At 69.1% G+C, this 20,670-nt stretch carries 26 protein-coding genes; 5 read left to right on the forward strand and 21 right to left on the reverse strand.

Annotated features, from left to right (window positions below; genetic code table 11):
- From UW392_RS47500 to UW392_RS47515, 4 genes are all read right to left on the reverse strand, one after another.
- On the reverse strand, nt 1–264 hold a 264-nt coding region (locus UW392_RS47500), incomplete at its 3' end, for an NAD(P)H-hydrate epimerase (RefSeq protein WP_320781586.1).
- Between the two features lie 48 nt (nt 265–312).
- Nucleotides 313–684 (reverse strand): holo-ACP synthase, encoded by a 372-nt coding sequence (locus UW392_RS47505; RefSeq protein ID WP_320781587.1) that lies wholly within the window; start codon nt 682–684, stop codon nt 313–315.
- Nucleotides 685–693: 9 nt separating this feature from the next.
- Nucleotides 694–1,638, reverse strand: a complete 945-nt coding sequence (locus UW392_RS47510; protein ID WP_320781588.1) for a hypothetical protein — start codon at nt 1,636–1,638, stop codon at nt 694–696.
- A 79-nt stretch (nt 1,639–1,717) separates the two neighbouring features.
- Nucleotides 1,718–2,140 carry an ATP-binding protein gene (locus UW392_RS47515; RefSeq protein WP_320781589.1) on the reverse strand — a complete coding sequence of 141 codons (423 nt, stop codon included), beginning with the start codon at nt 2,138–2,140 and terminating at the stop codon, nt 1,718–1,720.
- Between the two features lie 220 nt (nt 2,141–2,360).
- On the opposite strand from UW392_RS47515, the gene UW392_RS47520 reads away from it, so the two are divergent.
- Together UW392_RS47520 and UW392_RS47525 are read left to right on the forward strand one after the other, a co-directional pair.
- The gene (locus UW392_RS47520) at nt 2,361–3,212 is read left to right on the forward strand and encodes a helix-turn-helix transcriptional regulator (RefSeq protein WP_320781590.1); all 852 of its coding nucleotides are present in this window, start codon (nt 2,361–2,363) and stop codon (nt 3,210–3,212) included.
- A 7-nt stretch (nt 3,213–3,219) separates the two neighbouring features.
- Entirely contained in the window at nt 3,220–3,441 is a 222-nt protein-coding gene (locus tag UW392_RS47525; protein WP_320781591.1) for a DUF397 domain-containing protein, read from the forward strand.
- On the opposite strand, the gene glmS is transcribed toward UW392_RS47525, so the two are convergent.
- Entirely contained in the window at nt 3,402–5,249 is a 1,848-nt protein-coding gene (glmS, locus tag UW392_RS47530; protein WP_320781592.1) for a glutamine--fructose-6-phosphate transaminase (isomerizing), read from the reverse strand. The genes UW392_RS47525 and glmS overlap by 40 nt on opposite strands.
- A gap of 170 nt (nt 5,250–5,419) precedes the next feature.
- Here glmS and coaA point away from each other — a divergent pair, with 170 nt between their 5' ends.
- The gene (gene coaA, locus UW392_RS47535) at nt 5,420–6,418 is read left to right on the forward strand and encodes a type I pantothenate kinase (RefSeq protein ID WP_320781603.1); all 999 of its coding nucleotides are present in this window, start codon (nt 5,420–5,422) and stop codon (nt 6,416–6,418) included.
- A 36-nt stretch (nt 6,419–6,454) separates the two neighbouring features.
- Nucleotides 6,455–7,399: a DUF389 domain-containing protein gene (locus UW392_RS47540; protein ID WP_320781593.1), complete on the forward strand. Its 945-nt coding sequence runs from the start codon at nt 6,455–6,457 to the stop codon at nt 7,397–7,399.
- 94 nt (nt 7,400–7,493) lie between these two features.
- On the opposite strand, the gene glmM is transcribed toward UW392_RS47540, so the two are convergent.
- The 4 genes from glmM to UW392_RS47560 form a co-directional block, all read right to left on the reverse strand.
- On the reverse strand, nt 7,494–8,852 hold the full coding sequence (glmM, locus tag UW392_RS47545; RefSeq protein ID WP_320781594.1) for a phosphoglucosamine mutase: 1,359 nt from the start codon (nt 8,850–8,852) through the stop codon (nt 7,494–7,496).
- A 228-nt stretch (nt 8,853–9,080) separates the two neighbouring features.
- Complete coding sequence (gene rpsI, locus UW392_RS47550) at nt 9,081–9,593, reverse strand: 30S ribosomal protein S9 (RefSeq protein ID WP_320781595.1); 513 nt, start codon at nt 9,591–9,593, stop codon at nt 9,081–9,083.
- A gap of 42 nt (nt 9,594–9,635) precedes the next feature.
- Nucleotides 9,636–10,079: a 50S ribosomal protein L13 gene (rplM, locus tag UW392_RS47555; protein ID WP_055718822.1), complete on the reverse strand. Its 444-nt coding sequence runs from the start codon at nt 10,077–10,079 to the stop codon at nt 9,636–9,638.
- 218 nt (nt 10,080–10,297) lie between these two features.
- On the reverse strand, nt 10,298–11,515 hold the full coding sequence (locus UW392_RS47560; RefSeq protein ID WP_414497499.1) for a glycosyltransferase 87 family protein: 1,218 nt from the start codon (nt 11,513–11,515) through the stop codon (nt 10,298–10,300).
- 74 nt (nt 11,516–11,589) lie between these two features.
- Between UW392_RS47560 and UW392_RS47565 the strand changes: the two genes are divergently transcribed.
- Nucleotides 11,590–12,486, forward strand: coding sequence for a hypothetical protein (locus UW392_RS47565; RefSeq protein ID WP_320781596.1), 897 nt, complete (start codon nt 11,590–11,592; stop codon nt 12,484–12,486).
- Nucleotides 12,487–12,555: 69 nt separating this feature from the next.
- On the opposite strand, the gene truA is transcribed toward UW392_RS47565, so the two are convergent.
- The 12 genes from truA to rpmD all read right to left on the reverse strand — a co-directional run.
- Nucleotides 12,556–13,401 carry a tRNA pseudouridine(38-40) synthase TruA gene (gene truA, locus UW392_RS47570; protein WP_320781597.1) on the reverse strand — a complete coding sequence of 282 codons (846 nt, stop codon included), beginning with the start codon at nt 13,399–13,401 and terminating at the stop codon, nt 12,556–12,558.
- A 73-nt stretch (nt 13,402–13,474) separates the two neighbouring features.
- A complete protein-coding gene (gene rplQ / locus UW392_RS47575) occupies nt 13,475–13,969 on the reverse strand; it encodes a 50S ribosomal protein L17 (RefSeq protein ID WP_320781598.1) in 495 nt (164 codons plus the stop codon).
- Nucleotides 13,970–14,143: 174 nt separating this feature from the next.
- Nucleotides 14,144–15,166: a DNA-directed RNA polymerase subunit alpha gene (locus UW392_RS47580; RefSeq protein ID WP_003966937.1), complete on the reverse strand. Its 1,023-nt coding sequence runs from the start codon at nt 15,164–15,166 to the stop codon at nt 14,144–14,146.
- A 115-nt stretch (nt 15,167–15,281) separates the two neighbouring features.
- Nucleotides 15,282–15,686: a 30S ribosomal protein S11 gene (gene rpsK / locus UW392_RS47585; protein WP_003948617.1), complete on the reverse strand. Its 405-nt coding sequence runs from the start codon at nt 15,684–15,686 to the stop codon at nt 15,282–15,284.
- Nucleotides 15,687–15,755: 69 nt separating this feature from the next.
- Nucleotides 15,756–16,136 carry a 30S ribosomal protein S13 gene (gene rpsM, locus UW392_RS47590; RefSeq protein ID WP_004984507.1) on the reverse strand — a complete coding sequence of 127 codons (381 nt, stop codon included), beginning with the start codon at nt 16,134–16,136 and terminating at the stop codon, nt 15,756–15,758.
- 197 nt (nt 16,137–16,333) lie between these two features.
- Nucleotides 16,334–16,447, reverse strand: a complete 114-nt coding sequence (rpmJ, locus tag UW392_RS47595) for a 50S ribosomal protein L36 (RefSeq protein WP_003974245.1) — start codon at nt 16,445–16,447, stop codon at nt 16,334–16,336.
- Nucleotides 16,448–16,515: 68 nt separating this feature from the next.
- Nucleotides 16,516–16,737, reverse strand: a complete 222-nt coding sequence (gene infA, locus UW392_RS47600) for a translation initiation factor IF-1 (RefSeq protein ID WP_003948620.1) — start codon at nt 16,735–16,737, stop codon at nt 16,516–16,518.
- A gap of 163 nt (nt 16,738–16,900) precedes the next feature.
- Nucleotides 16,901–17,737: a type I methionyl aminopeptidase gene (gene map / locus UW392_RS47605; protein WP_320781599.1), complete on the reverse strand. Its 837-nt coding sequence runs from the start codon at nt 17,735–17,737 to the stop codon at nt 16,901–16,903.
- 137 nt (nt 17,738–17,874) lie between these two features.
- On the reverse strand, nt 17,875–18,528 hold the full coding sequence (locus UW392_RS47610) for an adenylate kinase (RefSeq protein ID WP_320781600.1): 654 nt from the start codon (nt 18,526–18,528) through the stop codon (nt 17,875–17,877).
- Entirely contained in the window at nt 18,528–19,841 is a 1,314-nt protein-coding gene (secY, locus tag UW392_RS47615) for a preprotein translocase subunit SecY (protein WP_320781601.1), read from the reverse strand. The genes UW392_RS47610 and secY overlap by 1 nt, the downstream gene beginning before the upstream one ends.
- 241 nt (nt 19,842–20,082) lie before the next feature.
- The gene (rplO, locus tag UW392_RS47620) at nt 20,083–20,538 is read right to left on the reverse strand and encodes a 50S ribosomal protein L15 (RefSeq protein WP_320781602.1); all 456 of its coding nucleotides are present in this window, start codon (nt 20,536–20,538) and stop codon (nt 20,083–20,085) included.
- 2 nt (nt 20,539–20,540) lie between these two features.
- A partial coding sequence (gene rpmD / locus UW392_RS47625) for a 50S ribosomal protein L30 (protein WP_320781605.1) occupies nt 20,541–20,670 on the reverse strand: 130 nt, incomplete at its 5' end.

The following is a 20,670-nucleotide window of genomic DNA, read 5'->3' on the forward strand; positions in this document are numbered from 1 at the left end:
CGGCGCGAGCAGTACGGCGGTCACCCCGGCGCCCCGCCGGGCGAGCCGCGCCCCGGCGTACAGGGCGTCGCCGCCGTTGTCCCCGCTGCCGATGAGCAGCACGACCCGGCTGCCGTACACCCGGCCGGCCCTCCGCCCGAGCAGCCCGGCGCACGCGGCGGCGAGTCCGGCCGCCGCCCGTTGCATCAGGGCACCTTCGGGGAGCCGCGCCATGGCCTCGCGCTCCGCCGTCCTGACCGTCTCCACGCTGTACGCAGTACGCATGCCGTCGAGTCTTCCCGGTAGCGGGGGTGATGCCACCCCGCCGCGGGGTCAGCCCTCCGCGATCACCACGGCCGACGCCACCCCGGCGTCGTGGCTGAGGGACACGTGCCAGGAGGCGACGCCCAGTTCGGCGGCGCGGGCCGCGACCGTTCCCGTGACCCGCAGGCGGGGCCGTCCGCTGTCCTCGACCCAGACCTCGGCATCGGTCCAGAGCAGCCCGGCGGGCGCGCCCAGCGCCTTGGCCAGCGCCTCCTTCGCCGCGAACCGGGCGGCGAGGGAGGCGACGCCGCGCCGCTCCCCACCGGGCAGCCGCAGCTCGCTCTCCAGGAACAGGCGCTGGGCGAGCGCGGGCGTACGCTCCAGCGACGCCCCGAACCGCGCGATCTCGGCCACGTCGATGCCGACCCCGATGATGCTCATGCGGGCACCTTACGGGGCGCCCTCCTCCGCCTCTCCGTCGAAGAGGTCCTCCGCCCGTTCGGCTGTCACGGCCCGGTCGAGCCAGGTGTCGAGACGGTCGATGTCTGTGCAGGCGGTGACGCGGTCGCGTACTTCGTCGGAGACGGTGAGGCCGCGCACTTGCAGCAAGCGCAGCACACTCTTCGCCGTTCCCTTGGCCTCGCCCTCGGCCTTGCCCTTGGCCTTGCCCTCGGCCTCGCCCTTGGCCTTCCCGTCGTAATACGCCTCCTCGAAGACCGTCCCGTGACCCGGGAAATAAGTAATAACCATCTTCTCCAGCTCCCTCCACGTTTCCCGGGCCGGGGTGTCCCTCAGGCCCACTTCCAGCGATTCCGCCCAGTATTTGGCGGTGGGTTTGTCGAACGACCGCATCGCTCGGGCCAGCAGTTCCAGTATGGCGTCGATGCCTGGATTCTCGCTGTGCACGATGGCGGAGAACGTCGCGAGCGCCGGCTCCCGCGCCACGGTCGCTTCATCAGTGATCTCCGGAACACTGTCCGGACCGAGTACGAACGGACGGGTGACCTGGGATGCCCAGGGGCCGACCCTGCACTCGAAGGGTCCCACCGCCCAGTCGGCCGTGGACTTGTTGCGACAGACCGCGACGAGCAGCACGGGCAGACCGAACTTCGCACGCAAGTCCGCTACGTAGTAGGGCCAGTTGACCGCCTTGTCCGATGCCTTGCGGGTCTGCGCCTCGATGGCGAGGAGAAAGGCGTCTCCCTCCGACGGCTCGACCTTCAACACCGTGTCCACACGGCGTTCCAGCGGTTTCAGCTCCGTGGCGTCGGGTGTCATGAGCTCGATGTCCGCCTTGGCCGGCGGCGACATGCCCAACGCCTCGAAGATGGGGACGAGAACCTCCGGATGATCCTGAAAAATCCGGTGTGAGGTCTCGTGAGTCGATGTGACCATGCGTGCAACCTATTTCACGAACGTGGCGGATATTGCGCCACACGGAGTACGTTCACTCTTTCGAGCTGCGAAAAATCGTTCACGCCACCCACTCCGAGGCGCCGAGTTCGCACCACACGTACTTCCCTCGATCGCCCTCCCGCGCGAGCGGCTGCCAGCCCCAGACGTCGGCGCAGGCCCGCACCAGGGCCAGCCCCCGGCCGTCCTCGGCGTCGACCCCACGGGTGAGGGGAGCGGGAGGCTCCGGCGGCGAGGGGTCCGCGTCCCAGGCGCCGATGCGGAGTACACCGTCGCCGGACCAGCGCACTCTCAGCGCGGCGGGCCCCTTGGTGTGCCGTACGGCGTTCGACACCAGTTCCGTGGCGAGCAGTTCGGCCAGATCGACGTGGCCGATCAGGCCGTGCATCGTGAGGATGAGCCGCAGCGTGCGGCGGCAGACGGTGACGGCGCGGACGTCGTTCGGGATGTGGAGGGAGTACTCCCACGGTTCGTTTTCGGGCATGCGGCAACTCCAGGCGGCTGGACGGGGTTAGGGAGCGTGACCGGTGTCGATGCCGCAGCCATGAAAGCAGGGCGAAGCGGTGCACTTCCGGCACGCGGGCGATACACAGAGTGTGCGCTGCATCACTGAAGCTAGGTCTAACCGATTAAGTTCTGCAAGTGGCTCGCGTAATGTGACCCCGAACGAGTCACGCGTCACGGCGCGTTGAAAGGAACGGCACATGGCGCTGCGACGCGAACCCACGGCACGTCAGACACGCCTGGCGAAGGAACTACGCAGACTCCGCGACGCCGCAGAACTGACGACCCGCGAGGCCGCGACGCTACTGGGAGTCAGTTCCGCCCAGATCAGCCAGATCGAGATGGGCATCGCCGGAGTCAGCGAAAAGCGCCTGCGCCGCCTGGCGGGCAATTACTCATGCACCGACCAACCACTCATCGACGCCCTGGTCGCCATGGCAACCGATCGAACACGCGGCTGGTGGGAGGAGTACCGAGGGCTACTGCCCACGCCGTTCCTGGACCTCGCGGAGCTGGAGCACCACGCCACGTACCTACAAGAAGTCCAGTTCTTGTACATCCCCGGTCCCCTTCAGACCGAAGATTACGCTCGCGCCATCTACAGCGACAGAATCCCCGGACTCCCCGATGAAGACCTCGAACTGCGGGTCCGCCACCGGATGCAACGGAAAGTCGTCTTCGACGGCGACGCCCCCAAGCCCTACCGCGCGATCATCCACGAGGCGGCCCTGCGCATCCAGGTCAGTGGCCGCGCCACGCTGCGAGCGCAACTGACCGAACTCCTCGAACGCTCAGAGGCCGGGCACGTCACGGTACGGGTCATCCCCTTCGATCTGGAGGGTTTCGGCGGGTCCTGGACACCCCTGATGCTGGCGGGAGGAGCCGTGCCCAAGCTCGACACCGCCGTCGGCGACGCGCCCCACGCCACGGTGGTCATCGATTCCGAAGCTCAGCTGAGCGTCTACCGGACCCTTCTCCATAGACTGGAAGCCGCGTCGCTGGACCCCACATGTTCGCGCGACCTCATTCACCGCCTGGCCACGGAAGCGTGAGTACCTCGTGATCACCCCTCACAACTGGCGCAAGTCCTCGTACTCGGGCGCCGGCGACGGCAATTCCTGCGTAGAGATAGCCGACTCCCCCACCCACATCTCCATACGCGACTCGAAGGTCCCCGCCGGAGCCGTCCTCACCTTCCCCTCCACCGCCTTCGCCCCCTTCATCGGCGCCCTGCGCGACCCTCACTCCACCGTCACCGACTTCGCCAGGTTCCGGGGCTGATCCACCTCGTTGCCCCGCGCCGTCGCCAGCTCGCAGGCGAAGACCTGCAGCGGCACCGTCGCGACCAGGGGCTGGAGGATCGTCGGGACGGCGGGGACGCGGATGAGGTGGTCGGCGTAGGGGGCGACCTCCTCGTCGCCCTCCTCGGCGATGACCACCGTGCGGGCACCGCGCGCCCGGATCTCCTGGATGTTGGAGACGATCTTGTCGTGGAGGACGGAACGGCCGCCCGGTGACGGGACGACCACGACGACCGGCACGTCCTCCTCGATCAGCGCGATCGGCCCGTGCTTCAGCTCGCCCGCCGCGAACCCCTCGGCGTGCATGTAGGCCAGTTCCTTGAGCTTGAGGGCGCCCTCCAGGGCGACGGGGTAGCCCACGTGCCGGCCCAGGAACAGCACCGTGTCCTTACCGGCCAGGGACCGCGCCAGTTCCCGTACCGGCTCCATGGTCGTCAGGATCCGCTCGACCGCGCCGGAGATGCCCGCGAGGTCCCGCACGACCGCGCGGATCTCGTCGCCGAACTGCGTGCCGCGGACCTGGCCCAGGTAGAGGGCGACCAGGTAGCAGGCGACGAGCTGGGTCAGGAACGCCTTGGTCGAGGCGACGGCGATCTCCGGCCCGGCGTGCGTGTAGAGCACGGCGTCGGACTCGCGGGGGATGGTGGAGCCGTTGGTGTTGCAGATGGCCAGCACCCTGGAGCCCTGTTCACGGGCGTGCCGCACCGCCATCAGCGTGTCCATGGTCTCCCCGGACTGGGAGATCGCGACGACCAGCGTCCGCGGGTCGAGGATGGGGTCGCGGTAGCGGAACTCGCTGGCCAGCTCCACCTCGCAGGGGACGCGCGTCCAGTGCTCGATGGCGTACTTGGCGATCAGCCCGGCGTGGAAGGCCGTACCGCACGCGACGATGACGACCTTGTCGATCTCACGCAGGACCCCGGCGGGGATGCGCACCTCGTCCAGGGTGAGGGAGCCGCTGCCGTCGATGCGGCCCAGCAGGGTGTCGGCGACGGCCTTCGGCTGCTCGGCGATCTCCTTGAGCATGAAGGAGGCGTAGCCGCCCTTCTCGGCGGCGGAGGCGTCCCAGTCGACGTGGAAGGCGCGGACGTCGGCCGGACGGCCGTCGAAGCCGGTGACCGTGACGCCGTCCCGGCGCAACTCCACGACCTGGTCCTGGCCCAGTTCGAGGGCCTGCCGGGTGTGCGCGATGAACGCGGCGACGTCCGAGGCGAGGAAGGACTCGCCCTCGCCCACCCCGACGACGAGCGGCGAGTTGCGGCGGGCGCCGACCACCACGTCCGGATCGTCGGCGACCACCGCGACCAGCGTGAACGCGCCCTGGAGCCGCCGGCACACGAGCCGCATCGCCTCGGCGAGGTCGGCACAGGAGGAGTACTCCTCGGCGAGCAGGTGGGCGACGACCTCGGTGTCCGTCTCGGAGCGGAGTTCGTGCCCGCGTCCGGCCAGCTCGGCCCGCAGCTCGGCGAAGTTCTCGATGATGCCGTTGTGCACGACGGCGACCCGGCCCGCGTTGTCGAGGTGCGGATGGGCGTTGGCGTCGGTGGGCCCGCCGTGCGTGGCCCAGCGGGTGTGGCCGATGCCGGTGGTCCCGGCCGGCAACGGGTGCTCGGCCAGCTCCTTGTCGAGGTTGACGAGCTTGCCCGCGCGCTTGGCGGGGGCGAGCCCGCCGTCGGCGAGCACGGCGACACCGGCCGAGTCGTACCCCCGGTACTCCAGCCTCTTCAGTCCGGCCAGCACCACGTCGAGTGCCGACTGCGACCCCACGTATCCCACGATTCCGCACATGAACAGCAGACTACGGTCACTCTCCAGCACCGTCCTGTCACTCTGTGCCCGAAATCGGAAATTACCACCGGTGCCACGAGGTCATGAACGCCACGTGACCCACCCCACCCAACGCCACGTGACCCACCCCACCCCGCGTCCTGTTCAAACTCCGTTAACAATGGACTGTGATTTCTCCGGTCCCCTGGACGGCCCCCTCGGCCCCCCGGAGCGCCCACCGGCACAGGCCGGAGGCGACTCCCTACGTCGATCTCACCCGCGCCGAGTGGAGCGCGCTGCGCGAGAAGACGCCGCTGCCGCTCACCGCCGACGAGGTCGAGAAGCTGCGCGGCCTCGGCGACGTCATCGACCTCGACGAGGTGCGGGACATCTACCTCCCGCTCTCCCGCCTGCTCAATCTCTACGTCGGCGCCACCGACGGCCTGCGCTCCGCGCTCAACACCTTCCTCGGCGAACAGGGCTCGCAGTCCGGCACCCCCTTCGTCATAGGCGTCGCCGGTTCGGTGGCGGTCGGCAAGTCCACCGTCGCCCGCCTGCTCCGGGCGTTGCTCTCCCGCTGGCCCGAGCACCCGCGCGTCGAGCTGGTCACCACCGACGGCTTCCTGCTGCCGACGAGCGAGCTCCAGGCCCGCGGCATGATGTCGCGCAAGGGCTTCCCGGAGTCCTACGACCGCCGGGCCCTGACCCGCTTCGTCGCCGACATCAAGGCCGGCAAGGACGAGGTCACCGCCCCCGTCTACTCCCACCTGATCTACGACATCGTCCCCGGCGAGAAGCTGACCGTCCGCCGCCCGGACATCCTCATCGTGGAGGGCCTCAACGTCCTCCAGCCCGCCCTGCCCGGCAAGGACGGCCGCACCAGGGTCGGACTCGCCGACTACTTCGACTTCAGCGTGTACGTGGACGCCCGGACCGAGGACATCGAGAACTGGTACCTCGACCGCTTCCGCAAGCTCCGCGCGACGGCGTTCCAGAACCCGTCCTCGTACTTCCGCAAGTACACCCAGGTGCCGGAGGAGGAGGCCCTCGACTACGCCCGCACCACCTGGCGCACCATCAACAAGCCGAACCTCGTGGAGAACGTCGCCCCGACCCGGGGCCGCGCCACCCTGATCCTCCGCAAGGGCCCGGACCACAAGGTGCAGCGGCTGCGACTGCGCAAACTGTGACCGTCCGGGGGGCCGCGTGACGGTTCAATGGGCGCCATGCTGCACTTGCGTCTGATCACCCCGCCCGACCGCACCGACGAGGTGGTCCGTCTCCTCGACACCCACGTCGGCACCGCCCACCTGGTCGTGCTGCCCGGGGCCGCCCGCTCCCCCGCCGGGGACGTCGTGCTGTGCGACGTGGCGCGCGAGGCGGGCGACGAGCTGATCGGCGGTCTGCGGGAGCTGGGCCTGGAGCGCGACGGCGCCATCACCGCCGAGGACATCGACCTCTCGCTCTCCGAGTACGCCGACCGCGCGGAGCGGGAGGCCCCCGGCGAGGCGGCGGACGCGGTCCTGTGGGAGCAGTTGGAGGAGGCCACCCACGAGGAGTCGACCCTCTCGGTCACCTACGTCGCCTTCATCACGCTCGCCACGATGATCGCGGCCTGCGGTGTGGTCCTGGACAACGCGATCCTGATCGTGGGCGCGATGGCGGTGGGCCCGGAGTTCGGCCCGCTGGCCGGCATGTGCACGGCCGCCGTCCAGCGCGCCCCGCGGCTGGCGCTGCGGTCGGCGACCGCCCTGCTGGCGGGGTTCGCGGTCGCCATGGCGGTGACCGCGGCCTTCAGCGTCTTCATGGACGCCGTGGGCCTGTTCAGCGAGGCGAAGCTGGACGGCGAGAGGCCCAACACCGGGTTCGTCTACGCCCCGGACTGGTTCTCGTTCGTCGTCGCGGTCCTGGCGGGCGCGGCCGGGATGCTCTCCCTGACCTCGGCGAAGTCCGGCGCCCTGGTGGGCGTCGCCATCTCGGTCACCACGGTCCCGGCCGCCGCGAACGCGGCCGTGGCCCTGACCTACGGCGACACCCACCAGACCTGGCGCTCGACGGAACAGCTGCTGCTGAACCTGGCGGGCATCGTCGTCGCCGGCACCTTGACCCTGCTCATCCAGAAGAGCCTGTGGGCGACAATGAAACGCCGGAAAAGGGCGCGCCCCCGATAGGGGCGCGGGGCTGTGTCGATATGCGGCTCCGCCGCGTGGGCGCGATCAGCCACGGTGAGCCCGCGGCCGAAGACGCACCCCCCTCCGGCAACGCCTATCCCAACGCCGACTTCACAGAGTCGGCCAACCGCCCCGCGACAGCACGCGCCTGCTCGATGTCGGCGGCCTCCACCATCACCCGGACCAACGGCTCCGTGCCCGAGGGACGCAGCAACACCCGCCCGGTCGCGCCGAGTTCCCGCTCCGCCTCGGAGACGGCCGTCGCCAGCTCCGCCGACGTCCTCACCCGGGACTTGTCCACGTCGGGCACATTGACCAGCACCTGCGGCAGCCGCTCCATCACGGAGGCCAGCTCCCGCAGCGTACGGCCGGACTGGGCGACCCGTGCCGCCAGCAGCAGCCCGGTCAGCGTGCCGTCCCCGGTGGTGGCGTGGTCCAGCACGATCACGTGCCCGGACTGCTCGCCGCCGAGCGCGAACCCGTGCTGCTTCATCTCCTCCAGGACGTACCGGTCGCCGACCGCGGTCTGCACGAGCCGGATGCCCTCGCGCTCCATGGCCAGCTTGAAGCCCAGGTTGGACATGACGGTGGCGACGACGGTGTCCGAGCGCAGCGCGGACCGCTCCCGCATCGCCAGCGCGAGGACGGCGAGGATCTGGTCGCCGTCGACCTCCTCGCCGGTGTGGTCCACGGCGAGGCACCGGTCGGCGTCGCCGTCGTGCGCGATGCCGAGGTCGGCGCCGTGCTCGACGACGGCGGCCTTCAGCTTGCCGAGGTGGGTGGAGCCGCAGCCGTCGTTGATGTTGAGGCCGTCCGGTTCGGCACCGATGGTGACGATGTCGGCGCCGGCCCGCGCGAACGCCTCGGGCGAGACCCGGGCGGCCGCGCCGTGTGCCTCGTCGAGGACGATCCTCAGCCCGTCGAGCCGGTTCGGGAGGACGCCGACGAGGTGGGCGACGTACTGGTCGAGCCCTTCCTTGTACTCCCGCACCCGGCCGACGCCGGAGCCGGTCGGGCGGTCCCAGGGCGCGCCGGTGCGGTGCTCCTCGTAGACGGACTCGATACGGTCCTCCAGCTCGTCGGCGAGCTTGTGGCCGCCGCGGGCGAAGAACTTGATGCCGTTGTCGGGCATGGCGTTGTGGCTCGCGGAGAGCATGACGCCGAGGTCGGCGCCGAGCGCGCCGGTCAGGTGGGCGACCGCGGGGGTGGGCAGCACGCCGACCCGCAGCACGTCCACGCCGGCGCTGGCCAGGCCCGCGACCACGGCGGCCTCCAGAAACTCCCCGGACGCCCGCGGATCACGACCGACCACGGCGCTCGGCCGATGCCCCTCGAACGTGCCCGACTCGGCCAGCACGTGCGCCGCGGCGACGGAGAGGCCGAGGGCCATCTCCGCCGTCAGGTCCGCGTTGGCGACACCGCGCACGCCGTCCGTGCCGAAGAGTCGTCCCACTTGTCCTCCTGAGGAAGCGTCAATTGCCGAAGCGTCGAGTTGCCGAAGCGTCGACTGCCGAAGCGCACCGATCGTGTCGCCGCACCGACATGCACTGTCATCCGATCACACAAGCCTTTGAGCGTCTTGTGCCGTTATACGCCTCTGGCTGGGGATAAACGAACGCCCCGGCGGCACAGGTGGCGTGCCGCCGGGGCGTTCGGAGTACGCGCAGCGCGTCCGTGAGGCTTAGCGCTTGCTGTACTGCGGCGCCTTGCGGGCCTTCTTCAGACCGGCCTTCTTGCGCTCGACCGCACGGTCGTCGCGCTTGAGGAAGCCGGCCTTCTTCAGCGGGCCGCGGTTGTTGTCGACGTCGGCCTCGTTCAGCGCGCGGGCGACACCGAGACGGAGGGCACCGGCCTGGCCGGAGACGCCGCCGCCGGCGATGCGGGCGATGACGTCGTAGCGGTCGTCCAGCTCGAGCACCTTGAAGGGCTCGTTGACTTCCTGCTGGTGCACCTTGTTGGGGAAGTAGTCCTCAAGGGTGCGACCGTTGATCTTCCACTTGCCGGTGCCCGGAACGATCCGGACACGGGCGATGGCGTTCTTGCGGCGGCCCAGGCCGGCGGCCGGCTGGGGCTCGCCGAAGCGGGAGGCCATCGACTCGGAGGTGTACTCGCCCTCGACGGGGACCTCGGACTCGGTGGTGTAGCTGTCGATGTCAAGCTCTTCGAGCGGCTGCTCGGCAGTGGTCTCGGCCACGATTCTCCTCAGATTCTGTTCAGTCTTAGGGGGTGGCCGGACTTACTGCGCGACCTGGGTGATCTCGAACGGCTGCGGCTGCTGCGCGCCGTGCGGGTGCTGGTCACCCTTGTAGACCTTCAGCTTCGAGAGCATCTGACGGCCCAGCGTGTTCTTGGGGAGCATGCCCTTGACGGCCTTCTCGATGGCCTTCTCGGGGTTCTTGTCGAGCAGCTCGTCGTAGCGGACGGAGCGCAGACCGCCCGGGTAGCCGGAGTGGCGGTACGCCATCTTCTGGGTCCGCTTGTTGCCGGAGAGGTGCACCTTGTCGGCGTTGATGATGATGACGAAGTCACCGGTGTCGACGTGAGGCGCGTAGATCGCCTTGTGCTTGCCACGCAGGATGGAGGCCGCAGTGGAGGCCAGACGGCCCAGGACGACGTCCTGAGCGTCGATGACGTGCCACTGGCGCGTCACATCGCCGGGCTTGGGGCTGTACGTACGCACGGTTCGTAGCCTTCGCTTCGAGTGAATGGTCCTGACAAGGTCACCGAAGCGATCACGACAGCCTGGACCTCACTGCGGCGACGCATACCGCGTACGTGGGGTCGCTGGTCATCGGCCCGGTGGACCGGTGTAAGGGCCCGTTCCGTGAGAAGAGCCAAGCCAATACACAACGAAGAAGCAGGATACCGGGGCACCCCCAGAAGGGTCAAAACGAGGGATCACCCGGACCCGCTGTCCACCTCCAGGGTACGCGCGCCGGCGCGCGTCGCGGCGCCCCGCCGGTCCACGGCGGCCACCGGCCCCCGCGCGTGGACCGCGACCGTGACCGCCAGCACACCCAGCGTGAACGCGTCCTTGAACGCCCGGCGGCCGGCCGCCTCAAGACCCGGCCACTCCACCCCGGGCAGCTGCGGCACCAGTGCCGTCCAGAACCAGGGCCGCTGGGCGAGGGCACCCTCGTGGAGCACCCCGGCGAGCAGCAGCGGCACGACGACCAGCAGGTAGTGGTCGTAGGAGGGGCGGGAGACGAGGAACGCGGAGAGCATCAGCCCGGCGGCGGTCTCGGCGAGGCGGGCGGGGCCGGGGTCCGCGCGGCGCCAGCGCCACCACGCGGCGAGCACGCCGGCGCCCGCCGCGAGGACGGCGAGGCCCTCGGCGAGCGGGCCGGGCACGCCGAGGCGCGGCAGGACGGCCGCCGGGGACGCCTCGTAGAGCCGTACGAAGCCGTCGTCGCCGCCGAGCAGAAAGGGCAGGGTGCGGGTGAAGAACCCGGCCGGGTCGGGCATGAGCAGGGCGGCGGCGCCGGACGCCAGCGCGGGCACCAGGAGCGCCGCCGCGAGCGCCCGCCACCGCCCGGCCAGCACGAAGAGCAGGGCGGCCGGCGCGAGCAGCGGCTTCAGCGCCACCGCGGCGCCGAGCACCGCGCCCGCGGCGACCCATCTGCTCCGGTGCGCGAGCAGCAGGCAGAGCGGGAGGGCGAGGGCCGCGGTGACTGTCCAGTTGCCGAGCCGCACCAGGTGCCCGAAGGGCGCGAAGCCCGCCGCGAGCCCGGTCAGCCCCAGTACGGCCAGCCGGCTGGTGCCCGGCGCCCCGTGCAGCCGCAGCGCGCACCACCAGCCCGCGGCCAGCAGTCCGGCAACCGCGAGCGGCACCGCGACGCGGAGCACCGCCCCGGGCAGCAGCGCCTGCGGGACGGCGGCCAGGACGGCGCTCGGGAAATAGAGGAAGTGAGGGTCGTCATAGGGGTCGCCGCCGGCCAGCCAGGTCCGGGCGGCCCGTACGACGATGGCGTTGTCCATGCCTCCGTCCGAGGTCACGCGCGCGGTCCGGGCCACGAGGGCACCCAGCACCGCCGCGAGCACCGCCCACGCCTGCCACCCGGCGGGCCGCAACAACCACCCACGGATATCCCCTTTATCTCCTTTGCCCGTCCGCATGCACGGAACGCTAGGCGCTGCGGTCCCTGTGGACACGGACCAGCACACCCCTTGTCCCGTCTAAGATGCGCCCCATGAGCTTTGGGCAGGGGGGACCCGAGTCCCAGTGGGATCCCTGGACACCGCAATCCCAGCAGCAACCGCAGCAGCAGCAACCGTGGAACGGCGGCAGCGGCGGAGACACCCCGGACTGGGCGGCGCTCGCCGAGGCGTCCGAGGCGCGCGCCAAGCGCCGCAGGCTGCTGTTCATCGGCGGCGGGGCCGTGGCCACCGTTGCGGTCGCGACCGCCGTCGCCGTGGCCGTGGCCTCGGCGGGCGGATCGGGCCAGGCGTCGGACTCGCCTTCGTCCCGGCTGCCGTCGACCGCCGACATCCCGTCCGCCTCGGCCTCGGCCCCGTCGTTCGCGCCGACCAGCGCGCCGCCGCCACTGGACCCGAAGGACTTCGTGTCGAGCGCGAAGAAGGACACGGCCACGCTCGGCCCGGAGACCCTCTTCCCCGGCACGCAGCTGACCGTGGGCGACACGGTCTACAAGAAGGGCCCGACGGCCGACACCCGGGACTGCGCCTCGGCCACGCAGCGCACGCTCCCCACGGTCCTGAAGAACAACGACTGCACGCGGCTGATGCGCGTCACCTACACCAAGGACGACATCGCGGTGACGGTCGGCGTGGCCGTCTTCGACACCGCGGCGCAGGCGACGAAGGCCAGGTCGCAGGTGGACGAGAAGAGCAGCGTCCGGTCGCTGTCGGGCGGCGGCGTGAAGTCGTTCTGCACCGGCGCCGTCTGCCGCACGACGAGCAACTCCTACGGCCGCTACGCCTACTTCACCGTCGCCGGCTTCACGGGTGACAAGGACGTGACGGAGAAGGACACGGACGTCTTCCGCACCGGCGACGACCTGGCCCGCTTCGCGTTCAACCAGATCGACCGCCGAGGCCAGGCACAGGCGTCGGCCGCGTCCCAGTAGTCCCGCGTCCCAGTAGTCCCGCGGGACCGACCTTTCCGGAGGCGGAGGGGGCCGCGAGCGCGGCCCCCTTCAGTGCACCTGCCCCCGCACCCGCCGCGCCTGCCGCTGCCGCTCGGCCAGCAGCCCGGCCGCCGGGTAGGCGACCTCTTCGAGGGTCAGCCCGTGCGGCCGTACGACATGGACGGCGCTGTCCCGCACCCCCGCGTCCAGCACCTTGCGCGGCCACTCCACCCCGCGGTGCCCGTCGCCCACGAAGAGCAGCGCGCCGACCATGGACCGCACCTGGTTGTGGCAGAAGGCGTCGGCGCGGACCTCGATCTCGACGACGCCGTCGGCGGTCCTGCGCACCCCGAAGCCGAGGATCTCCCGGACGGTGGACGCCCCCTCGCGCTTCTTGGCGTACGCGGCGAAGTCGTGCTCGCCGACCAGGGACCCGGCGGCCGCGTCCATCGCCGCGACGTCCAGTTCCCAGTCGTGCCAGAGCACATGGCCGCGCAGCAGTGGGTCGACGCCGCCGGGCCGGTCACCGACCCGGTAGACGTAACGCCGCCAGAGTGCGGCGAACCGCGCGTTGAACCCTGCCGGCGCTTCCTCCGCCCGCCAGACCCGCACATCCTTCGGCAGCCGCCCGGCCAGCCGCTTCAACAGTTTCTCCCGGTGCTCGCCCCAGACCGCCTCCGGCAGGTCGACATGGGCCACCTGCCCCCGCGCGTGCACCCCCGCGTCGGTCCGCCCCGCCACGGTCAGCTCGTACGTCGTCTCCCCGGACCGCGTCACGGTCCGCAGCGCGTCCTCGATCTCCCCCTGAACGGTCCGCCGCCCGCCGGCCTGCTTGGCCCACCCGGAGAAGTCGCTCCCGTCGTACGAGAGATCCAACCGCACCCGCACGAATCCGGGCTGTACTTCGTCGCTCACTCCCTGATCCTTTCAGGAACGCGGAACGGGCCCGCCCCCGAGGGGACGGACCCGTTCACTTCGAGGCGGAGCCTCAGGCGTCCTTGGACTCCTCGGCCGGGGCCTCGGCGGCCTCGTCCTTGGTCTCCGCGGCGGCCGGAGCGGCCTCGGTGTCCTTGGCGGCACGCTTGGTCGCGGCCTCGGCCTCGCCCGTGGCCTCCTGCGCGACGGTCAGCGCCTCGACCAGCTCGATGACGGCCATGGGCGCGTTGTCGCCTCGGCGGTTACCGATCTTGGTGATACGGGTGTAACCACCCGGGCGGTTCTCGTAGCGCGGGCCGATCTCGGTGAAGAGCGTGTGGACGATGCTCTTGTCCGTGATGACCTGGAGCACCTGACGGCGGTTGTGAAGGTCGCCCTTCTTCGCCTTGGTGACCAGACGCTCGGCGTACGGCCGCAGGCGGCGGGCCTTCGCCTCGGTCGTCGTGATCTTGCCGTGCTCGAAGAGCGACTTCGCGAGGTTCGCGAGGAGCAGCTTCTCGTGCGCGGCGCTGCCGCCCAGACGGGCACCCTTGGTGGGCTTCGGCATTTCTTCTCCTAGGTGTCTGCCCCGGCCGTGTCAGGTACCAGGGTCAGTATCCGAGCAGGCGGCCGCCTGTCGGAGATCCGGGGCGCCTTTCGAACGCCCCGGAGGGTCCGGGCCCCGTAAGGGGCGCGGGGAACTGCGCGACCAGCCACAACGGCCCCGCAGCCGAAGAACCGATCAGTACTGCTCGGTCTCCACGAACCCGGCATCCGCGTCGTCGTCCGCGCCGAACGCGTCGGCGGCGGCGGTCGGGTCGAACCCGGGAGGCGAGTCCTTCAGGGCCAGGCCCATGCCGGCCAGCTTCGCCTTGACCTCGTCGATCGACTTCGCACCGAAGTTACGGATGTCGAGCAGGTCCGCCTCGGAGCGGGCCACGAGCTCACCCACGGAGTGGATGCCCTCGCGCTTGAGGCAGTTGTACGACCGAACGGTGAGCTCCAGCTCCTCGATCGGCAGCGCCAGATCGGCGGCGAGCGCGGCGTCCGTCGGGGACGGACCCATGTCGATGCCCTCGGCGTCGATGTTCAGCTCGCGGGCGAGACCGAACAGCTCGACCAGCGTCTTGCCGGCGGAGGCCATGGCGTCACGGGGACGCATCGCCTGCTTGGTCTCGACGTCGACGATCAGCTTGTCGAAGTCGGTGCGCTGCTCGACACGCGTGGCCTCGACCTTGTACGTGACCTTCAGGACCGGCGAGTAGATCGAGTCGACCGGGATGCGCCCGATCTCCTGACCGACCTGCTTGTTCTGGACGGCGGAGACGTAGCCGCGGCCGCGCTCGACGGTCAGCTCCATCTCCAGCTTGCCCTTGCCGTTGAGCGTGGCGAGGACGAGGTCGGGGTTGTGCACCTCGACACCGGCCGGGGGCGCGATGTCGGCGGCGGTGACCAGACCCGGACCCTGCTTGCGCAGGTACATCACGACCGGCTCGTCGTGCTCCGAGGAGACGACCAGCTGCTTGATGTTGAGGATCAGGTCGGTGACGTCCTCCTTGACGCCCGGCACGGTGGTGAACTCGTGCAGCACGCCGTCGATGCGGATGGACGTGACCGCCGCACCCGGGATCGAGGACAGGAGGGTCCGGCGGAGGGAGTTGCCGAGGGTGTAGCCGAAGCCCGGCTCCAGCGGCTCGATGACGAACCGGGAGCGGAACTCGTCGACGACCTCTTCGGTCAACGAGGGACGCTGAGCGATCAGCATGTGTGTTCCTTCAGTCAGGGGCGCCCGCTATTTGACGCCCGACTCAGTACTGCAAGGGTACGGGCGGCACGACCCGAAAGAGCCGTACCGCCCGGGACCCACGAACAGAAGCGACTCAGACGCGACGGCGCTTCGGCGGACGGCAGCCGTTGTGCGGGGTCGGCGTGACGTCCTGGATCGAACCGACCTCAAGGCCGGTGGCCTGGAGGGAGCGGATCGCGGTCTCGCGACCGGAGCCCGGACCCTTCACGAACACGTCGACCTTGCGCATGCCGTGCTCCTGCGCGCGACGGGCGGCCGACTCGGCGGCCATCTGCGCGGCGAACGGCGTGGACTTCCGGGAGCCCTTGAAGCCGACGTGGCCGGCGGAGGCCCAGGAGATCACGTTGCCGGTCGGGTCCGTGATGGACACGATCGTGTTGTTGAACGTGCTCTTGATGTGCGCGTGGCCGTGAGCGACGTTCTTCTTTTCCTTGCGGCGCACCTTCTTGGCAGCGCCCTGACGACCCTTGGGGGGCATCTGTAACTCCTACGGGGAGGTGGTCGGTCCTACAGCGAAGACCGCTGGTGAAGCGTTGTCCGCTGAGGACTACTTCTTGCCCGGCTTCTTCTTGCCGGCGATGGCGCGACGCGGGCCCTTGCGGGTACGAGCGTTGGTGCTGGTGCGCTGACCGCGGACGGGCAGACCGCGGCGGTGCCGCAGACCCTGGTAGGTACCGATCTCGACCTTGCGGCGGATGTCGGCCTGGATCTCGCGACGGAGGTCACCCTCGGTCTTGATGTTGTTGTCGACGTACTCGCGGATCGCGACGAGCTGCTCCTCGGAGAGGTCCCGAACACGGGTGTTCGGGTCTACACCGGTGGCGGCCAGCGTCTGCTGCGAGAGGGTCCGGCCGATGCCGAACACGTAGGTGAGGGCGATCTCCACGCGCTTTTCGCGCGGGATGTCAACACCGGAAACGCGTGCCATTCAATGGCTCCTGGTGATCTTCGGAGGTCTTCCACAACACCGGCTCCCGGTCCGCCGTACCAGGTACGGACCGAGTCCCCGGCCTCCGAACCGGGGGTGTCAGGCACTCACGTACCTGGGCGCTGCGTATGAACATATTCAGCTCGCGTCGCGCGAATCCCTGCGATGAAGATGCAGAGGGTGCGGTCGGTCGTGCGTCAGCCCTGGCGCTGCTTGTGGCGCGGGTTGTCGCAGATGACCATGACCCGACCGTGACGGCGGATCACCCTGCACTTGTCGCAGATCTTCTTGACGCTCGGCTTGACCTTCATGGGTGTGAGGTTCTCCGGGTCAGTTGCCGGCGGACCCGCGCGGCAGCCGCGCGGGACGTGGGCAAGATCTACTTGTACCGGTAGACGATCCGGCCACGCGTCAGGTCGTACGGAGACAGCTCCACCACGACCCGGTCGTCAGGGAGGATGCGGATGTAGTGCATACGCATCTTGCCGCTGATGTGTGCCAGGACCTGGTGGCCGTTCTGGAGCTCAACCTTGAACATGGCGTTCGGCAGAGACTCGACGACAGTGCCCTCGATCTCGATGGCACCCTGCTTCTTGGCCACGCTTCGCCCTTCGAATCGACTACCTTGATCGACTCCCGTGCTCGATAAACGACGCATGCGGACATGCGGGTGCACGAGAGCCGACGAGTCAGTCTACGTCAGCACACCCGAAAAGACGAAACGAGGAAGTCTGCCCCAGACCGGAGATCACTATGCAATCGGACTAGGCGAGCGGGTCCGGCGCGGCGGTGATCCCCAGCTCGGCCAGTTTCGCCTTGCCGCCGTCGGGGGCGGTCAGCACCAGCGGCCCCTGCTCGGTCAGGGCGACCGAGTGCTCCCAGTGCGAGGACCAGGTCCCGTCCGTGGTGACCACGGTCCAGTCGTCCTCCAGCACGGCGGTCCTCGGGGTGCCGAGCGACACCATCGGCTCGATGGCCAGGCAGAAGCCGGGGACCAGCTTCGGGCCCTTGCCGCGGCGCCGGTCGACGTAGTTCAGCAGGTGCGGGTCCATGTGCATCTCGGTGCCGATGCCGTGACCGCCGTAGTCCTCGACGATCCCGTACTTCCCGCCGCCCGGCTTCGGCTGCCGGCGGATGTACGTCTCGACGGCGCGCGAGATGTCGACGAGCCGGTTGCCCTGCTTCATGGCGGCGATGCCGGCCCACATCGACTCCTCGGTGACCCGGGAGAGCTCGATCAGCTCCGGGGCGTGACCGGAGCCCACGAAGGCGGTGTAGGCCGCGTCACCGTGCCAGCCGTCGATGATCGCGCCGCAGTCGATGGAGATGATGTCCCCGTCCTTCAGCACGACCTCGTCGGAGGGGATGCCGTGGACGACGACCTCGTTCACCGAGGTGCAGATCGTCGCGGGGAAGCCGCCGTAACCGAGGAAGTTCGGCTTGGCGTCGTGCTCGGCGAGGACCTTGCGGGCGACCTGGTCCAGGTCCTTGGTGGAGGCACCGGGCACGGCGGCCTCGCGGGTGGCCGCGTGAATGGCGGCGACGACCAGCCCCGCCTCTCGCATCTTGGCGATCTGCTCGGGGTTCTTGATCTGCACCATGGGAAACTGCGGCCTTTCTCGGACCAGGGGAAGGGACGGGCACTGTCAACGATGACGGGCACTGTCAACGATACGGCGACGCACGCCACAGCCGCGGCCCGCTGCCCAGCGAACCGCGGCTGTGGTCGACGTACGGCCTACTCCTCGCGCTTCAGCGCGTCCAGCGCCCGCCCCGTGACATCCTCGACCGCGCCGGTCGCGGAGATCGTCACGACGAGCCCCTGCGCCTTGTAGTAGTCGATGATCGGCTCGGTCTGCGTGTGGTAGACCTCAAGCCGCTTGCGGACCGTCTCCTCGGAGTCGTCGTCCCGCTGGTACAGCTCGCCGCCGCAGACGTCGCAGACGCCTTCCTTCGCCGGCTTCTTGTACGTGACGTGGAAGACGTGAGCCGAGTCGTTGCGGCAGACCCGCCGGCCGGCGATCCGCTTCACGACCTCTTCCTCCGGTGCTTCGAGATCCAGCACCGCGTCGAGCTTCATGTCCTCGGTCTCGAGCAGCTCGTCCAGCGCCTCCGCCTGGGAGACATTGCGCGGGAAGCCGTCCAGCAGGAAACCGCCCTCGGCGTCGGGCTGCTCCATCCGGTCCTTCGCCATGGCGATGGTGACCTCGTCCGGGACAAGGTTCCCCGCGTCCATGTAGGACTTCGCGAGCTTGCCCAGCTCCGTCTGCTGGCTGATGTTGGCGCGGAACAGGTCGCCCGTGGAGATGTGCGGGATGTGCAGCGTCTCGGCAAGGCGGGTGGCCTGCGTTCCCTTTCCGGCACCCGGCGGCCCGACGAGGACGATTCGCATCAGCGGAGGAACCCTTCGTAATTGCGCTGCTGGAGCTGGCTCTCGATCTGCTTCACCGTCTCCAGTCCCACACCCACGATGATCAGGATGCTGGTACCGCCGAACGGGAAGTTCTGGTTTGCCCCGAAACCAACCAACGCCATCGTCGGCACGAGAGCGATAAGACCCAGATACAGCGAACCCGGCCAGGTGATCCGGTTGAGTACGTAGCTCAGATACTCAGCGGTCGGTCGGCCAGCCCGGATGCCCGGGATGAAGCCACCATACTTCTTCATGTTGTCCGCGACTTCCTCGGGGTTGAAGGAGATCGCCACGTAGAAGAACGCGAAGAAAACGATGAGCAAGAAGTACATGGTGATGTAGATCGGGTGGTCGCCCTTGACGAGATTCGCCTCGATCCAGGTCTTCCAGCCGGAGGTTCCGCTGGAGAACTGGGCGATCAGAGCCGGGATGTACAGCAGCGACGACGCGAAGATGACGGGGATCACGCCCGCCTGGTTCACCTTGAGCGGGATGTACGTCGACGTACCGCCGTAGGATCGGCGGCCGATCATCCGCTTGGCGTACTGCACAGGGATGCGGCGCTGGGCCTGCTCGACGAAGACCACCAGGGCGACCATGACCAGGCCGACCGCGATGACCGTGCCGAACTCGATCCAGCCGTCCGCCAGGGTGCCCTGCTTCTTGATGGCCCACAGGGCCGACGGGAAGGTGGCGGCGATCGAGATGAACATCAGGATCGACATGCCGTTGCCGATGCCGCGGTCGGTGATCAGCTCACCGAGCCACATGACGACGGCCGTACCGGCGGTCATGGTGAGGACCATGACGATGGTGGTGAAGATCGCCTGGTCCGGCACGATCGAGCTGGCGACGGTGCAGCCGGAGAACAGGGCGCCGCTGCGCGCGGTGGCGACGAGGCCGGTGCCCTGGAGGATGGCGAGCGCGATGGTCAGGTAGCGCGTGTACTGCGTGATCTTCGCCGTACCGGCCTGGCCCTCCTTCTTGAGGGCTTCCAGGCGCGGGATCACGACGGTCAGCAGCTGAAGAATGATGCTGGCCGTGATGTACGGCATGATGCCGAGCGCGAAGACCGTGATCTGCAGCAGGGCGCCGCCGCTGAACATGTTGACCAGACCGAAGAGGCCCTGGTTGCCGGACGCCTGGTCCACACACTCCTGAACACTCTTGTAGTCCACGCCCGGGATGGGGATGTGCGTACCCACCCGGTACACCACGATGATGGCGAGCGTGAAGAGCAGCTTCTTGCGCAGGTCGGGCGTCTTGAACGCCCGGGCGAACGCGGTGAGCACGGTGCCTCCTGCGACCCCCGCGCAACTGCGTCAAGGGTGACGGTCTTGAGGTTCGACTGACGACTTAATGAGTAACGGTCAACTGCCGCTCAGGGTGCCCTATGTGTGACACCCGTGAAAGTGGGCAGTTCCAGTCACCTTACCGGCGAGACCACTGCCCTAGGAACGACCAACCGGGGATACCCCATTTGTGGGGTATCCCCGGTCGGGATCGCTCAAGTCATCGAGACGCCTGTGATGTTCAGACGAGCTCGGTGACGCTGCCGCCGGCGGCAGCGATCTTCTCCTTGGCGGAGGCGGAGGCCTTGTCGACCTTCACCTCGACCGCCACGGAGATGTCGCCCTCGCCGAGGACCTTGACCAGGCTGTTCTTGCGAACGGCGCCCTTGGCCACCAGGTCCTCGACCGTGACCTCGCCACCCTGCGGGTAGAGCTTGGCCAGCTTGTCGAGGTTCACGACCTGGTACTCGGTCTTGAACGGGTTCTTGAAGCCCTTCAGCTTCGGAAGACGCATGTGGAGGGGCATCTGGCCACCCTCGAAGCGCTCCGGAACCTGGTAACGGGCCTTCGTACCCTTGGTACCACGACCGGCCGTCTTACCCTTCGACGCCTCACCACGACCGACACGGGTCTTGGCGGTCTTGGCGCCGGGGGCCGGACGGAGGTTGTGGATCTTGAGCGGGTTGTTCTCCGCCATGATCAGTCGACCTCCTCGACCGTCACGAGGTGGCGGACGGTGTGCACCATGCCGCGGAACTCGGGGCGGTCCTCCTTGACGACCTGCGTGTTGATGCCCTTGAGACCAAGGGAGCGCAGGGTGTCACGGTGG

The sequence above is a fragment of the Streptomyces sp. CRN 30 genome (assembly GCF_034105845.1).

Excerpts from the sequence above, each read along its gene's own strand:
- UW392_RS47505 (WP_320781587.1), bottom strand. The coding sequence starts at position 684 with ATGAGCATCATCGGGGTCGGCATCGACGTGGCCGAGATCGCGCGGTTC.
- UW392_RS47510 (WP_320781588.1), bottom strand. The coding sequence starts at position 1,638 with ATGGTCACATCGACTCACGAGACCTCACACCGGATTTTTCAGGATCAT.
- UW392_RS47515 (WP_320781589.1), bottom strand. The coding sequence starts at position 2,140 with ATGCCCGAAAACGAACCGTGGGAGTACTCCCTCCACATCCCGAACGAC.
- UW392_RS47520 (WP_320781590.1), top strand. The coding sequence starts at position 2,361 with ATGGCGCTGCGACGCGAACCCACGGCACGTCAGACACGCCTGGCGAAG.
- glmS (WP_320781592.1), bottom strand. The coding sequence starts at position 5,249 with ATGTGCGGAATCGTGGGATACGTGGGGTCGCAGTCGGCACTCGACGTG.
- UW392_RS47540 (WP_320781593.1), top strand. The coding sequence starts at position 6,455 with ATGCTGCACTTGCGTCTGATCACCCCGCCCGACCGCACCGACGAGGTG.
- UW392_RS47560 (WP_414497499.1), bottom strand. The coding sequence starts at position 11,515 with ATGCGGACGGGCAAAGGAGATAAAGGGGATATCCGTGGGTGGTTGTTG.
- UW392_RS47565 (WP_320781596.1), top strand. The coding sequence starts at position 11,590 with ATGAGCTTTGGGCAGGGGGGACCCGAGTCCCAGTGGGATCCCTGGACA.
- rplQ (WP_320781598.1), bottom strand. The coding sequence starts at position 13,969 with ATGCCGAAGCCCACCAAGGGTGCCCGTCTGGGCGGCAGCGCCGCGCAC.
- UW392_RS47580 (WP_003966937.1), bottom strand. The coding sequence starts at position 15,166 with ATGCTGATCGCTCAGCGTCCCTCGTTGACCGAAGAGGTCGTCGACGAG.
- rpsK (WP_003948617.1), bottom strand. The coding sequence starts at position 15,686 with ATGCCCCCCAAGGGTCGTCAGGGCGCTGCCAAGAAGGTGCGCCGCAAG.
- rpsM (WP_004984507.1), bottom strand. The coding sequence starts at position 16,136 with ATGGCACGCGTTTCCGGTGTTGACATCCCGCGCGAAAAGCGCGTGGAG.
- rpmJ (WP_003974245.1), bottom strand. The coding sequence starts at position 16,447 with ATGAAGGTCAAGCCGAGCGTCAAGAAGATCTGCGACAAGTGCAGGGTG.
- map (WP_320781599.1), bottom strand. The coding sequence starts at position 17,737 with ATGGTGCAGATCAAGAACCCCGAGCAGATCGCCAAGATGCGAGAGGCG.
- UW392_RS47610 (WP_320781600.1), bottom strand. The coding sequence starts at position 18,528 with ATGCGAATCGTCCTCGTCGGGCCGCCGGGTGCCGGAAAGGGAACGCAG.
- rplO (WP_320781602.1), bottom strand. The coding sequence starts at position 20,538 with ATGGCGGAGAACAACCCGCTCAAGATCCACAACCTCCGTCCGGCCCCC.